The 14,339-nt window shown below is 50.7% G+C and carries 11 protein-coding genes and 1 riboswitch; of the genes, 5 read left to right on the top strand and 6 right to left on the bottom strand.

Annotated features, from left to right (window positions below; all coding sequences use genetic code 11):
* Positions 1-28: 28 nt before the first annotated feature.
* The 6 genes from dnaK to B5D40_RS03090 all read right to left on the bottom strand — a co-directional run bounded on the left by dnaK (position 29) and on the right by B5D40_RS03090 (position 7,235).
* Positions 29-1,948: a molecular chaperone DnaK gene (gene dnaK, locus B5D40_RS03115; protein ID WP_078775730.1), complete on the bottom strand. Its 1,920-nt coding sequence runs from the start codon at positions 1,946-1,948 to the stop codon at positions 29-31.
* 104 nt (positions 1,949-2,052) lie between these two features.
* Entirely contained in the window at positions 2,053-2,706 is a 654-nt protein-coding gene (grpE, locus tag B5D40_RS03110; RefSeq protein ID WP_073303398.1) for a nucleotide exchange factor GrpE, read from the bottom strand.
* A 184-nt stretch (positions 2,707-2,890) separates the two neighbouring features.
* The gene (gene groL, locus B5D40_RS03105) at positions 2,891-4,522 is read right to left on the bottom strand and encodes a chaperonin GroEL (RefSeq protein ID WP_073303396.1); all 1,632 of its coding nucleotides are present in this window, start codon (positions 4,520-4,522) and stop codon (positions 2,891-2,893) included.
* 31 nt (positions 4,523-4,553) lie between these two features.
* Positions 4,554-4,835 (bottom strand): co-chaperone GroES, encoded by a 282-nt coding sequence (gene groES, locus B5D40_RS03100; protein WP_073303394.1) that lies wholly within the window; start codon positions 4,833-4,835, stop codon positions 4,554-4,556.
* Between the two features lie 169 nt (positions 4,836-5,004).
* The gene (gene thiE / locus B5D40_RS03095; protein WP_073303392.1) at positions 5,005-5,643 is read right to left on the bottom strand and encodes a thiamine phosphate synthase; all 639 of its coding nucleotides are present in this window, start codon (positions 5,641-5,643) and stop codon (positions 5,005-5,007) included.
* Between the two features lie 14 nt (positions 5,644-5,657).
* Positions 5,658-7,235 (bottom strand): thiamine-phosphate synthase family protein, encoded by a 1,578-nt coding sequence (locus B5D40_RS03090; protein ID WP_078775776.1) that lies wholly within the window; start codon positions 7,233-7,235, stop codon positions 5,658-5,660.
* A riboswitch (TPP riboswitch) is annotated at positions 7,224-7,332 on the bottom strand. (Overlaps the previous gene by 12 nt.)
* Before the next feature lie 228 nt (positions 7,333-7,560).
* Between B5D40_RS03090 and leuA2 the strand changes: the two genes are divergently transcribed.
* The 5 genes from leuA2 (at position 7,561) to B5D40_RS03065 (ending at position 13,560) form a co-directional block, all read left to right on the top strand.
* Positions 7,561-9,120 carry a 2-isopropylmalate synthase LeuA2 gene (gene leuA2 / locus B5D40_RS03085; RefSeq protein WP_078775729.1) on the top strand — a complete coding sequence of 520 codons (1,560 nt, stop codon included), beginning with the start codon at positions 7,561-7,563 and terminating at the stop codon, positions 9,118-9,120.
* Between the two features lie 10 nt (positions 9,121-9,130).
* Positions 9,131-9,664: a hypoxanthine phosphoribosyltransferase gene (hpt, locus tag B5D40_RS03080; protein WP_078775728.1), complete on the top strand. Its 534-nt coding sequence runs from the start codon at positions 9,131-9,133 to the stop codon at positions 9,662-9,664.
* Positions 9,665-10,357, top strand: coding sequence for an SIMPL domain-containing protein (locus B5D40_RS03075; protein WP_078775727.1), 693 nt, complete (start codon positions 9,665-9,667; stop codon positions 10,355-10,357).
* Between the two features lie 235 nt (positions 10,358-10,592).
* Entirely contained in the window at positions 10,593-12,704 is a 2,112-nt protein-coding gene (locus B5D40_RS03070; RefSeq protein ID WP_078775726.1) for a glutamine synthetase III family protein, read from the top strand.
* 178 nt (positions 12,705-12,882) lie between these two features.
* Complete coding sequence (locus tag B5D40_RS03065; RefSeq protein WP_078775725.1) at positions 12,883-13,560, top strand: class I SAM-dependent methyltransferase; 678 nt, start codon at positions 12,883-12,885, stop codon at positions 13,558-13,560.
* Positions 13,561-14,339 lie beyond the last annotated feature (779 nt).

Here is a 14,339-nt window from a genome sequence, read left to right as displayed (position 1 = left end):
CCTCTAGTTTTTTACGTCATGAAAAACATTAGTTCTTCTTGTCGTCATCGACAACGGTGTAGTCGGCGTCAATAGGACCGTCGTCTTTTTTACCCGCCTGAGCGCCGCTGTTCGGAGCGGAAGATGCACTGGCTCCCGCATTCGGAGCTCCTTGTGCTGCTCCCGCCATGGAACCGAGCATGTTTTGCAGCTTTTCGACTGCGGCATCGATTTCGGCCTTGGAACCGTTGTCCTTTTTGTCCTTGATTTCTTGAATCGCGGCTTCAAGCTGGCTCTTGGTGTCGGCAGGAATTTTATCGCCGACTTCCTTGAGCTGTTTTTCCGCCTGATAGACGATCTGTTCGGCCTTGTTCTTGGCGTCTTCTTTTTCGCGGTCGGCCTTGTCCTTTTCGGCATTGGCTTCGGCGTCTTTCTTCATGCGTTCAATATCTTCTTCGGAAAGTCCGCTGGAAGAGGTAATCTTGATGGATTGTTCCTTTCCGGTTTCCTTATCCTTTGCAGAAACGTGGACAATGCCGTTCGCATCGATATCGAATGTGACTTCGATTTGGGGCACTCCACGCGGCTTGGGGCTGATGCCTGTCAAGTCGAAGTGTCCGAGGGTGCGGTTGTCGCGGGCATAGGTACGTTCGCCTTGAAGCACGTGAATGGTTACAGCGGACTGGTTGTCTTCTGCCGTCGAAAAAACCTGGCTCTTTTTGGTCGGAATCGTGGTGTTGCGTTCGATGAGTTTGGTCATCACGCCGCCGAGGGTTTCAATGCCCAGGGAAAGCGGGGTGACGTCAAGGAGCAAAACGTCTTTGACCGAAGAATCGCCCGAAAGGACGGCTCCCTGAACGGCTGCGCCGATGGCGACGACTTCGTCCGGGTTTACGGTCTTGTTCGGATCCTTGCCAAAGAATTCCTTGACTTTGGCCTGCACAGCCGGAATACGCGTCGATCCGCCGACCAGAATCACTTCGTCGATGTCGGAGAGCTTGAAACCGGAATCTTCAAGGCATTTCCGGCAGGGACCGATGGTGCGTTCTACAAGGTCAGCCGTAATCTGGTCGAATTTGGCGCGGGTAAGGGTCAAGTCCAAGTGCTTCGGGCCGGTTGCGTCCGCAGTGATAAACGGCAAGTTGATATTGGTCGAAGTCGTTGCGGACAGGTCGATCTTGGCTTTTTCCGCGGCGTCTTTCAAACGTTGCAGAGCCATCTTGTCTTTCTTTAAATCAATGCCAGGATTTTCCTTTTTGAACTCTTCGTTGATCCAGTCGATAATCACTTCGTCAAAGTTGTCGCCGCCGAGCATCGTGTCGCCGTTTGTCGCTTTCACGCTGAACATCCCGTCGTCGATTTCCAAGATGGAAATATCGAAAGTTCCGCCGCCCAAGTCATACACGGCGACCTTTTCGCTCTTTTTAGAATCCAGTCCATAGGCGAGCGCGGCAGCTGTCGGTTCGTTCACAATACGGAGAACGTCTAGGCCGGCAATTTTTCCGGCATCTTTCGTCGCTTGGCGCTGCGAATCGCTAAAGTAGGCGGGAACCGTGATAACCGCCTGCGTTACCGGCTGTCCCAAGTAGTCTTCGGCGGTTTTCTTCATCGCCTGAAGAACCATCGCGGAAATTTCTGGCGGAGCGAATTCCTTGTCGCCGATTTTCACGCGAACCAGATCGTTGCCCGAACCGACGAGTTTGTAGGGCATGTGTTTTTCGGCTTCGCTGCATTCGCCTGCATGGCGACCCATAAAGCGTTTGATGGAATAGACTGTGTTTTCCGGATTGGTGATAGCTTGGCGTTTTGCCACGTGGCCAACCAGGTGCTCGCCGTTTTTGCCGAAAGCGACAATGGACGGGGTGGTGCGGAATCCTTCCGCATTGGCGATGACGACCGGCTTGCCGCCTTCCATGACAGAAACGCAGCTGTTGGTCGTTCCGAGGTCAATACCGATAATCTTACTCATTGTAGATACTCCTTTAATTTTCTGCGCCTATTAAAGCAAAAATTGTGCCATTTTTTCAAAGTGTTGAAATTCATTCATTTTCGCCATACTCGTTTGAAAATGTTTCATTTTGAAACGGGGCCGGAAGAAACGATGACTTTGGCTGTTTTGAGCAGCTTGTTTTTCAGCCGGTAGCCTTTTTGAAAAACCTGCACGACATGGGATTCGGGCACGGTATCGGACGGCTGGTTCATCAGGGCTTCATGAATGTTCGGGTCAAAAGGCTCTCCAACAGGATCAAGCTGTTCTAGTCCTGCATCGGAAAGGATTTTTGCAAACTGGTCGTGAATCATCTGGATTCCTTTGGCAAAGGAATCGTAGTCTTTCTGCTTGTTGTTATCCGGATGGGACGCCCGTTCGAAATTGTCGAGGACTTCGGAGAGCTTTTCAAGGAGCTTGGCATTTGCCGTTTCAATGATGTCGAGCTGTTCTTTGGCCGTCCTGCGGCGATAATTGTCAAATTCCGCCATTAAACGCACATAACGATCTTTACTTTCGTTCAGCTGGGATTTTAGGCTTTCGATTTCGGCTTCCGCTTGAGATTCGGGAGCCTTTTCTTCCGCAGGTTGTTCTGGAGAAGTTTCTGCTGTGGATTCCGCAGCAGATGGTTCGGGCGTCGTTTGGGAAACTTCGTCTTGGGGTTCGGAAGAAAGAATTTCTTCGGCCTCTTTCATAATGTCGTCGTTTTGAGGGTCTTGTGTTTTGTTTTCTTCGGACATGATTTGCCTTTTTAATGGTGCGTTTTGTATGAATGTGTATAAGTAAAAGCAAAATGTATGCCAATGCTATTTGTGCTGAAAAAACGTCGTTTCCCGAAAAATTCGTTCTATTTTGAAACATTTAAAAACGACAAGGCGTCGCTTGAGCGACGCCTTGTCTAGAATCGGACAGAATCCGTAAGGATTACATCATGCCGCCCATTCCGCCACCCATGCCCTGCGGCATCGGAGCCGGTTTGTCTTCTTTCTTTTCGGCGATGACACAGTCGGTAGAAAGAAGCATCGAAGCGATGGAAGCTGCATTCTTGAGTGCGGTCTTCGTCACCTTTGTCGGATCGATGACGCCGGCCTGAATCAGGTCTTCGTAAGCGTCGGTCTTGGCGTTATAGCCAAAGCCATCCTTGCCTTCCTTCACCTTGTTCACAATCACGGAATCTTCGAGACCCGCGTTCTTGACAATCTGGCGGAGCGGTTCTTCAATCGCCCGACGGATGATCTTCGCACCGGTCTGTTCGTCCGCATTGTCGAACTTGAGTGCGTCAATAGCATTGGCCGCACGGATGAGAGCCACGCCACCGCCCGGAACAATGCCTTCTTCCACAGCGGCACGGGTCGCGTGCATGGCGTCATCGACACGGTCTTTCTTTTCTTTCATTTCGACTTCGGTAGCAGCGCCGACCTTGATGACGGCTACGCCGCCAGCCAGTTTTGCCAAGCGTTCTTGCAGTTTTTCTCTGTCGTAATCGCTTGTGGTCGTCTCGATCTGCTTCTTAATCTGGTTTACGCGCGCCTTGATATTGGCGGCATCGCCTGCGCCTTCGACGATGGTCGTATTGTCCTTGGTAATCGTTACGGACTTGGCGCGACCGAGAACGGAAATCGGGGCGTCTTCCAGCTTGGCGCCGGTTTCTTCGGAAACGAGGGCACCGCCGGTGAGAATCGCGATATCCTGAAGCATGGACTTGCGGCGATCGCCAAAGCCCGGAGCCTTAACGGCGGCGACTTTTAGCGTTCCGCGAATCTTGTTCACGACGAGAGTGGCGAGAGCTTCGCCATCGACATCTTCGGCGACGATCAAAAGGGATTTGCCCTGCTTGGCGACCTGTTCCAGAATCGGGAGAAGGTCCTTCATCGAAGAAATTTTCTTGTCATAAAGAAGGATGAACGGGTTTTCCAGATTGACTTCCATCGTATCCGTGTTGGTCGCAAAATACGGGGAGAGGTAGCCGCGGTCAAACTGCATTCCTTCGACAACTTCGAGGGTCGTTTCGGCGGTCTTGGACTCTTCCAAAGTAATCACGCCGTCTTTGCCGACTTTTTCCATGGCGTCAGCGAGCAAGTCTCCGATTTCGGAATCGTTATTTGCCGAAATGGTCGCTACTTGAGCGATGTGTTCCTTGCCGTTGATTTTGACGGCCATCTTGTCGAGTTTTTCGATGACGGCGGCTACGGCCGCATCCATGCCGCGCTTGATGTCCATCGGATTGGCGCCGGCGGCAACATTCTTAAGCCCTTCGCGGGTAATTGCCTGGGCGAGAACCGTTGCGGTTGTCGTACCGTCGCCGGCGGTGTCGCTGGTCTTGCTCGCGACTTCTTTCGCCATCTGGGCTCCGAGATTTTCGTATGTGTCGGAAAGTTCGACTTCCTTGGCGACAGAAACGCCGTCCTTAGTGACGGTCGGTGCGCCGTAGGATTTGCCAATCATCACGTTGCGTCCTTTGGGACCGAGAGTGACCTTGACCGCATTGGCGAGCTGGTCAACGCCTTTCATCAAACTTTCGCGGGCTGCGACATCAAATTTCAGTTGCTTTGCCATTTTGTCTTCTCCTAAATAAACTTGTTACCTGTTAAAGAATCGCGAATACATCGCTTTCACGGACAATCAGATAATCCTTGCCTTCGACGGAAACTTCCGTTCCGCTGTATTTGCCGTAAAGAACTTGGTCGCCGACCTTGATTTCCATCGGAATGGATTTTCCGTTTTCGTCCTTTTTGCCGGGGCCAACCGCAATCACCTTGCCCTGCATGGGCTTTTCTTTGGCGTTGTCCGGAATATAGAGACCGCTGACGGTCTTTTCTTCGGCCGGGGCCGGTTCAATGAGAACTCTGTCTGCAAGTGGCTTAATCATAAAGTTGTTACCTCGTTGTTGAATTTTCAACCGCTCGGAAGTATGCAAGAATCGTGCCAATTTGATTTTCCATTAAAAACGGCGCAAAATGAAAGTAAAAAGGCGATTCGTTTCATCGAACGTTTCATTTTGAAACGGTTGAGCGGTGAAGAAAGTTGGAAAGCGTTTTTTATTTTCGTCCTTTTTCGAATTCTTGGAGCAAATTCGCTGCCGCTTTCTGTGGATCAGCCGCGCTCATGATTTCGGAAACGACGGCGATACCGTCGGCATAGGCTGCGCTGATGGCTGCGGCGTTTTCCAAGTGGATGCCTCCGATGGCAACTAGGGGATGTCGGGTCAGCTGTTTGGAACGGAGAACGCCTTCGGGACCAAGCGGGTGGTCGGCTTCGGCTTTTGTCTGGGTTCCGTAGGCCTGCACTGCCACATAGTCAAGATCTTCGTATTGATTGGCTTTCAAAAGCTGTTCGTCGTTGTCGCAGGAAAGTCCGATAATTTTATCCGGGCCCAGAATTCTACGGGCGACTTCGTAAGGGAGGTCGCTTTGCCCGATATGCAGGCCGTCGGCATCGACCGCCAAGAGGATATCCAGCCTGTCATTGATGATGAGGGGAATGCCCGTGCCTCGCAGAATTTCCTTGACCCGAAGCGCCGTGTTGTAAAAATCCCGAGAGGACGCTTCTTTTTCTCGCAGTTGGACTACGGTTACGCCTCCGCGCACCGCTTCATGGACGACGCTTTCGACGGATCTGCCGAGTGCCAGCCCGGAATCGGTCACCAGATATAATTTTAGATAGTTGGATTTTTTCATTTTAGCGTCTCCGTTTAAATGCGATTGTGGATTTGCAGAACTTTCTTTTCAAAGTCTTCCAAGGAGGAGCCGACCACAAGAATCAATTTTTCCAGATTGATCCGGTCGGGAATGGTGATGACGTCCGGCATTTTGTCGGTCTGGTTCAGAACGCTTTCTAGATCGCGGTCGTAGTCGTTTCCGCGTTGCCAGTAATCCTTTGGAGTGGGCATGGCGACGGTGTGGAATTTGCTGCTTTTGACGGCGGCCAGAATTTTTTCGTTGCTGCGGAAGTTGGCGACGCACTGGGCCTGGGGAAATTTTTTCCGAATGGCAAGAAGCGTGCCCGCCATGTATTGGCTGATTCCCATTTTGGCTTCGCGCACGGAACAGGTTTCGTTGTCCACCCGGAAAAGGCGACCGGGAATCGCGCAGACGTCTTCGTTGGTATTTCCGTGGACGGTGTAGCCGATATTGGTTCCAATTTCGGGAAGCATTTTGTAGATGTTCGCCGCTTTTAAAGATTCGATGGTGGCGTTCAAGTTTCTGCACAGCCTGTCGTTTTCGGAAAGTCCGTTCCGAAGGTCGCCTTGGGAAAGAATCTCATTGGTGTGGAAAAAAACGTCCCAGAAAAAATCCTTGGATGGGGGAACGAAGTCTTCGGATTTGCCGTTCCAAATGAATTTTCTCCCGCATTTTTTGGCGGTGAATTTGCCGATGCGGGCACTGGGGATGCCTTCTTTGGCGAGAGCCCTTTGCAATTTTGTCGTATCTTTGGGATCTGCGGCGATGACCAGGGTGCCTTCGCTGATGATTTCCCAAGGATTCAGGCCGAATATGGCGCAGATTTTTTGAATGTCCGCCGGGATTTTGTAATTGTCCGCATCGATGACGACTCCGAGTCCGCTGGCTTCGGCGACTTCCCAGATTCCGCGCTTGACTCCGCCTTCCGTCGCATCGTGCATGGCGTGGACGCCTTTGAATTTCGAGGAAATCTCCGCGTCTTTGACAACGGAAATTTCACGAATGCGCTTGGCGGCTTTCCGGATTTCGCGCTCGGCAAGTTTTCCCCGAAGCGCTTCGCCGAGTTCAAAACCGAGCAGGGCGGCGGCTTCGATGGCGATTCCTTTAGTGATAATCAAGTCGTCGCCTTTTTTGGCACCGCGCGGCGAGACGAATTTTTTACCGATTCCCCAGACGGTGATTCCGCCGATGGTGGGGCACGTTACCGCTCCGTAATATCCCGTGTGTCCGCCCACAATGGAAATGCCCAGTCGGGTGGCTTCCGCGCTGATTTCCGAAATCAATTCGGCGATGTACTTTTGGTCCGTATCCGGCGGCAGAAGTAGGGAATACGTCATCAGTTGCGGCTTGATTCCCATGACGGCGACGTCGCTTGCCCCGATGTGGACCGTGACGTAGGCGAAATCCTTGGGCGTCATCCGGAGCGACGGGAATATAGGGTCTTCCGCTATCGCCATATAGCCGTTTGGCACTTTAAGGATTGCCGAATCCACGCCCATGGCGGGGCCGATGAGCACTTTGGCGTTTTTGGCGCCGGTTTTGGAAAGAATGGATTGGGTGAAAAAATCGTCGTTTACTTTTCCGATCATGATGTCTCCTACGCTGGCATTATCCAGATCAGGTGTTTGGGTCGAAGGATGCTACCTTCCTCTCAGCCGGATGGTTCCAGCTCCCCGAGAACACAATTATAAAAAAAGTGTTGCCATTATGGATGAATTTTTATATATTAGCGGCATGCAAAATTGTAAAAGCAATCGACTTCAACTTTCTAGCCTTCTATTGGGACGCTCTAACTGAAGCGAGCTTTTTACATATCTGTTTACACGACAGCCTGCTTCTCATTGACGCGGGCTTTGTTATTTTTGAATAAAAATACGCCATGCTTTCGTCAATGCGAAGGGCAAGGAGAACAAAATGGAATCGAAACAAAATCAAAGAAAACCTTTTATTTATGACGTGACTCTGCGCGATGGCAACCAGGCCCTTCCGAATCCCTGGAACAACGCCCAGAAAAAGGACGTGTATTTGCAGCTTTTGAAACTCGGCGTCCAAGGTGCCGAAGTCGGATTTCCGGCATCTTCCGAAATGGACTTTGAATCGTGCAAGGAACTTGCGATGCTGACAGCGCAAATGGCGAAAGAAGGGAATGAAGAGGCGCAGAAAATTGTGGTTTCCGGCTTGGCACGTTGCATCCCCAGCGATATTCAGCGGTGCTGGGAAGCCATCCAATACGCTCCGCATCCCAGAATCCACATCTTTTTGGCGGGAAGCCCGCTTTCTATGGAATATGTGTTGCACATGACTCCGGAACAGGTGAAAGAGCGCGCGGTCTCTTGCGTGAAACTCGCCAAGTCTCTGGTGGGCGACAAGGGCGATGTCGAATTCAGCGTGGAGCATTTTGGGGATTGTCTTGAAAATATGGATTTTGTGATCGATGAATTGAAAGCCGTCGTGGACGCCGGGGCGACGACAATCAATTTGCCTAATACGGTGGAACGCTATCGTCCGTTTTTGTATGTCAATCAGGTCAAGCAAGTCTGCGAAGCCTTGCCGAAAGACGTGACGATTTCCGTACATTGTCATAATGATTTGGGCATGGCGACGGCGGCGACGGTCGAAAGCTTCTACGCGGGAGCGACCCAGCTGGAAGTCGCATTGAATGGACTGGGCGAGCGCTGTGGTAATACCAATTTTTATGAAGTGGCGGTCGCTCTGGCCAATTCGGGAACGCCTGTGGACATTCATCTCGAACGGATTTATGAAACGGCGATTCTCATTTCGCAATGGTCCGGAATCGGCATCTACAGTCGGGCTCCGTTGATTGGCGCGGAAGCTATAGTTCATCGTAGCGGTATCCATCAGGATGGCGCAAGCAAGACGAAAGGAATGAAGAAGGGTGCTTACCGTCCTATCGATTATTCCATGATCGGCAGAACGCAGAATGATTCGTTGAGCTTTACCAGTCAGAGCGGTCGGACTGCCGTGTACGAGATTATCACTAAATTCGGTTATAAACTTTCTCTCGCCGAGGCTGCGGCTTTGCAGCCAGTCTTGAAGGTCGTCAGCGAAAAGGAAGGCGAACTTCCGGCGGATCGCGTTCTTGACATTTTCCGCGAACGGATGGTCAATGTGAACGGTCGTCTGATTTTCAACAACATCGAAGTGATTCCGGACGAAAACCGCTTTATTTTCCGCCTCAAAAAAGATGGCGAAGCACTGGTCAAGTCCGTGATGGCGGAAGGTCCTATTGAGGCGGCCATGATGCTGATGCGGGAAATCGGAATGCCGGTGGAACTTGTCAAATATCGTCAGCTGGTCGTTCCTGAACAGGACAAGCTGTGGGCGGGTCGCGGGCTCAGCCGTATTGTGCTGAAAGTCGGGGACAGGGAAGTGGAAGGCCGCGGTGTTTCTAGCGATACTCTCAAGGCGAATATGCGCGCGATTTTTTGCGGCGTGAATTTGCTGTATAAATAATGGGAACGCGATGCGGTTGAAAACCTTGATTTCCTGCGAAGTCTTGCAGGCGCGAGTCACGGAACTGGCGCAGGAAATTTTCGAAAAGGAAAAGGTCGAAGTGCTTGTCGGCGTTTTGACCGGTTCCTTTATTTTTGTCGCGGATCTGGCTCGGGCGATGCGTCTTGCGAATTTGCGGATTCAGTTTGTGCGGGCGAGCAGTTATGGCAATGGGACGGAACACTCTTCTTTTTCGGTAAACGGATTGGAAGACTTGGACATTGCGGGCAAAAACGTTTTGCTGGTCGATGATATTTTCGACACGGGACATACCCTGAAAAATTTGGCGGAAGAAATTTCCCGCCGCGGAGCGGCTTCGGTGCGGACGTGCGCCCTGCTGGACAAGCCCAGCCGTCGAGAAGTCGGTTTCGCCGTGGACTACGCTGGTTTTACCATCGAAAACCGGTTTGTGGTCGGATACGGTCTGGATTACGCCGGAAAATATCGTGCGCTTCCGGAGATTGCCTGTTTGTGCGATGGTGAAAACTCAAAAAAGGAGAAGTAAATGCATAGTCGAATTAAAGAAACCCTGATTCTTGCGGTGGCGGTGATTTTTTCGGGAATCCTTGCCTATAACGGTTTTTGTCGAATGATAAATAAAGATCGTTCCGTGACGGTGCGCGGCTTGGCGGAGCGGGAAGTTCCTGCCGACAAGGTCTTCTGGTCGGTCAGTTTTTCGGAACTGGGCAATGAAATTGTCCCTCTTTACCACAAAGTACGGGAAAAGGATTCCATCATCGTCCAATTCTTTATGGAAAAGGGGCTTCCCCGGGAAGATATTACGGTTGACGCCCAAAGCATTGAAGATGCCTATGCGGACCGCTATCGGGATCAGAGCAAACGTCCCGAATTTCGCTACACCATGACCTCGACGATTACCGTCGCATCGTCAAAAGTGGAACTGGTGCGGAACCTTCAAATGGAAGTTGCCGTCCTTGCAGGGAAAGAGATTCTTGTCAATTCGGGATTTGCCCGTTATGAATTTACCGGTTTAAATGACATCAAGCCGGAAATGATAGGGGAGGCTACCCGGAACGCGCGCCAAGCGGCGGAGAATTTCGCCAAGGATTCGCAGAGCAAAATCGGCAACATCCGAGAAGCGTCTCAAGGCGTTTTTTCCATAGAGGATAGGGACGACAACACTCCTACGATAAAAAAAGTCCGTGTTGTAACGAGAATCGACTTCGCTTTAGATTGACGTTTGACAAGGAAGACTTGCGAGCGAAAACGATTTGTTGCAATTTTGTAAAGCTCTTGGACAATTTTTTAGAAACCGGGAGCTTTGTTTATCGAGCCAGCTTGGGGAATTTTGGAGAATTTCAAAAAGAACGCGACAGATTTGCTATATTCTATCTACAAAAAAGACAAAAAAGTGTGGTTTGTTTGCTTGTTTTTGTGAAATTTTTGAAATTTTGCCTATTTGATGAATTGGCATGGTTCTTGCAAAAGAACGGGCAAACAACCATAAGGAGTACACAGTGAGTATTCAAGATGAATTCGGCAGCCTCGTCTTCAGTGCGAAAACGATGGGGAAGTATCTTTCACACAAGACCTACGAAAGCCTTCTCGCCACGATGAAGAACGGTTCCGCCCTCGATCCGTCTATTGCGGATGAAGTGGCGGCAGGCATGAAGACCTGGGCGATGGATCATGGTGCTACGCATTTTACGCATTGGTTCCAGCCGCTGACCGGCACGACTGCGGAAAAGCACGATGCCTTTTTCAATCCCGATGGCGAGGGCGGCGTTGTCGCTTCCTTTTCGGGCAAGGAATTGACTCAGGGCGAACCGGATGCGTCCAGCTTCCCGTCGGGAGGACTTCGCGCCACATTTGAAGCTCGCGGCTATACGGCTTGGGATCCGACGTCTCCCGCTTTTATCAAGAAGAACAATGACGGCGTTGCCGTTCTCTGCATTCCCACCGTCTTTTATGGCTATCATGGCGAAGCGCTTGACAAGAAGACGCCCCTTCTTCGCTCGCAGACGGCTTTGGTCAAGCAGATTCATCGCGTGGCGAAGCTTTTTGGCATTGAAGGCTCGGAACGCCCGTTCGCCACTCTCGGACCGGAACAGGAATATTTTCTGGTCGATGCCGAAGTTTACAGCAAGCGTCCGGATTTGATTCAGACCGGTCGCACGCTTTTTGGCGTTCGCCCAGCTCGCCACCAGCAGTTGGAAGACCACTATTTTGGTAAAATCAAGAATCGCGTCCTTTCGTTTATGGCGGAAGTCGATCGCGAACTCTGGAAGCTCGGCGTTCCCGCCAAGACTCGCCACAATGAAGTCAGCCCGGCGCAGTTCGAATTGGCTCCGGTTTTTGAAGAGCAGAATTTGTCCTCGGACCACAATATGCTGACGATGGAAGTGCTGCAGAATGTGGCGGAACGCTATGGCATGGTCTGCCTGACTCACGAAAAGCCTTTCGATGGCGTGAATGGTTCCGGCAAGCACAACAACTGGTCCATTACGGGGCCCGACGGCAAGAACTGGCTTTCTCCGGGCAAGACTCCGCACGAAAACGCGAAGTTCCTTATGGTTCTCGTTTCGATCATCAAGGGCGTCGATACTTTCGCTCCGCTTCTCCGGGCCAGTGTGGCAAGCGCCGGCAACGATCACCGTCTCGGCGCGAACGAAGCGCCTCCGGCGATTATTTCCATCTTCCTCGGCGATCAGCTGACCGACATCATCAACCAGCTGGAAAAAGGTACGCCTTCGTCTTCTAAAAAGGGCGGGGAAATCGAAATCGGCGTTTCCACTCTCCCGAAACTGCCGCAGGACGCGACCGATCGCAACCGCACAAGTCCATTTGCTTTTACCGGCAACAAGTTTGAATTCCGCGCCGTTGGCAGTGAACAGAGCTGCTCCACGGCGAATACGGCATTGAACGCGATTGTCGCTTGGGCCTTGGACGATGTGATGAACCAGATTGAATCCCTGACGGCGAAGGGTACGGAATTTAATGCTGCCCTGCAATCCGTCTTGCAAAAGGAAATCAAGGAACACAAGCGGGTTCTCTTTGACGGAAACGGTTACAGTGAAGAATGGAAAGCCGAAGCGGCCCGCCGAGGCCTTCCGAACCTGAAGACGACGCTTGACGCGATTGAAGCGTATCGCGATCCGAAGGTGGTCAAGTTGTATAAGGACTACGGCGTTCTTTCCGAAGTGGAACTGGAAAGCCGTTACGTCATAGAAAAGGAAAAATACGAAGCCGTTGTCGCTCTCGAAGCGAATTGCGCTTGTCAGATGGCGAAGACGATGTTCCTTCCGGAAAGCATTTCCTACGCTGTGGAACTTGCGGAATCGGCGTCCTCTCTTTCGGAATTTGCGCACTCGGGAGTTTCCAAATTGGCAAAGAATGCTGCCGATGAAGTAGAAGCTCTCACGGCGGAAATCGAAAAGTTGGAAGCCGCTATTGACAATGCGGATACGGCGAAAGAACTGGAAGGGATGCTGAGCGTGCGCAAGCACGTGGATGCTCTGGAACGGATTGTTCCCGAATCCCAGTGGCCGGTTCCGGGCTACGGAGAAATGTTCTTTATTGGATAGCCTTTTCTAAAGAGCATAGGAACGCCCCGCGATCTGCGGGGCGTTTTTGTGTATCCAAGCGATAAGTATAGCGGCAAAAAAGGCCCCTGTAATCGACCGATGCATGCTGCGAATTGACGGCATAATGCACAAAGAATATATTTTACACGAATTCAAAATGCCATTGTATGGGTTTTAAATGAACATTCGGGAACAGTTTAATCTAATCGCCAAAGAATACGACGAAAACCGCAGAAAATTCATCCCGTGTTTTGACGATTATTACATCGCATCCACCGACTTCGTGGCGAAATCCTTGGATAAAAATCCTTCGTTGATTTTTGACTTGGGAAGCGGAACGGGAATTTTACCATCTTTTTGGATGTCGCATTTTCCCACATCGTCGTATGTCCTAGTTGATCTTGCCGAAGAGATGATGGATGTGGCGAAAAAACGTTTTGCCGGAATGCCGAATGTGAAATACGAAATTGCGGATTACTCGGAAAAATTGCCATCGGGTTCGCCCGACTTGGTCATTTCCGCTTTATCCATTCACCATTTGGAACACGCTCAAAAAAAGTCGCTTTTCAAAATGATTTTTGACTCCCTTCCATCGGGAGGCGTCTTTGTAAATTACGACCAGTTTTCCTCGGAAAACGATGCAATCCACAGAAAGACGGATAAATATTGGACGGAGCAAATCCGGGCTTCCGGCTTGTCCGAAAAAGAATTTTGCCGCTGGATGGAACGGAAAAAACTCGACAGGGAATGTTCCGTTTCGCAGGAAATCAACTGGATAAAAGAGAGTGGATTTCAAATCGTGGACTGCATTTATTTTCAAGGGAAATTCGGCGTCATCCGCGCGGAAAAAAGTTAGAGATTAGCACCCTTCGGCAGGCTCAGGGACCGGTTGATGAGCTTGTCGAACCATGGTTAGCGACTAGTGATTAGTGGTTAGAGGGAAGTGGAAAGTTGGGAGAAGAGCTTTCCAGCCGCTTTGCGTTCTTCTCGTCGTGACGAAGGCTGGTCATTTATTCTAGCGGGAATTTCTTTTTCACAAGGTGAACTCTTTTTCAGACGGGACTTTTTTTCACAAAGTAAACTCTTCTTTAAAACAAGAACTTCTTTTCACAAGGGGAATTTCTTCTCGCAGACTGCGAGGTGCTCGCTTACCCATGAGCCTTGGGAACTTGTTCCCTTAGGCGAATTGTGCAAGGCCCCATGAGCCTTGGAAGCTCTGCTTCCTTTAGGCGAATTGTCCCTTGCAGGGATACTTCAACTACGGAATCGGAGATTCCTAGTTTCAGGGATGCGCCGCCGTGGCAATTCTTGCTGGCACCTCGTCATTGCGAGGAGCGTAGCGACGTGGCAATCTTGTCAGCGGGAAAGGATTGCTTCTACACTTCGAGTATAACTCCACTAAGGTAACAAAGTTACCAAGTGTCGTATATCCACATAGAGGATAACTCCATTAAGTTAATAAATTGACAAGTGTCGTATAACCCCTCCGGGGTTCGGGGTGACGGTCGCTTTCAAATATGACTGATTTTCTCCTTGGTGGGTACGCAATGACGAATACTACTAGTCTCCTCGAAGATGATGCCTGCAAGCAAGCTTGTGGCGCAACATTCGCCTTGCACGCTTTTGCGAAGGCTC

This window comes from Fibrobacter intestinalis, from assembly GCF_900167415.1.
In the GTDB taxonomy this organism is placed as follows: domain Bacteria; phylum Fibrobacterota; class Fibrobacteria; order Fibrobacterales; family Fibrobacteraceae; genus Hallerella; species Hallerella intestinalis.
The sequence above is the reverse complement of the archived record's forward strand: the minus strand, read 5'-3'. Positions and strand labels throughout refer to the sequence as shown.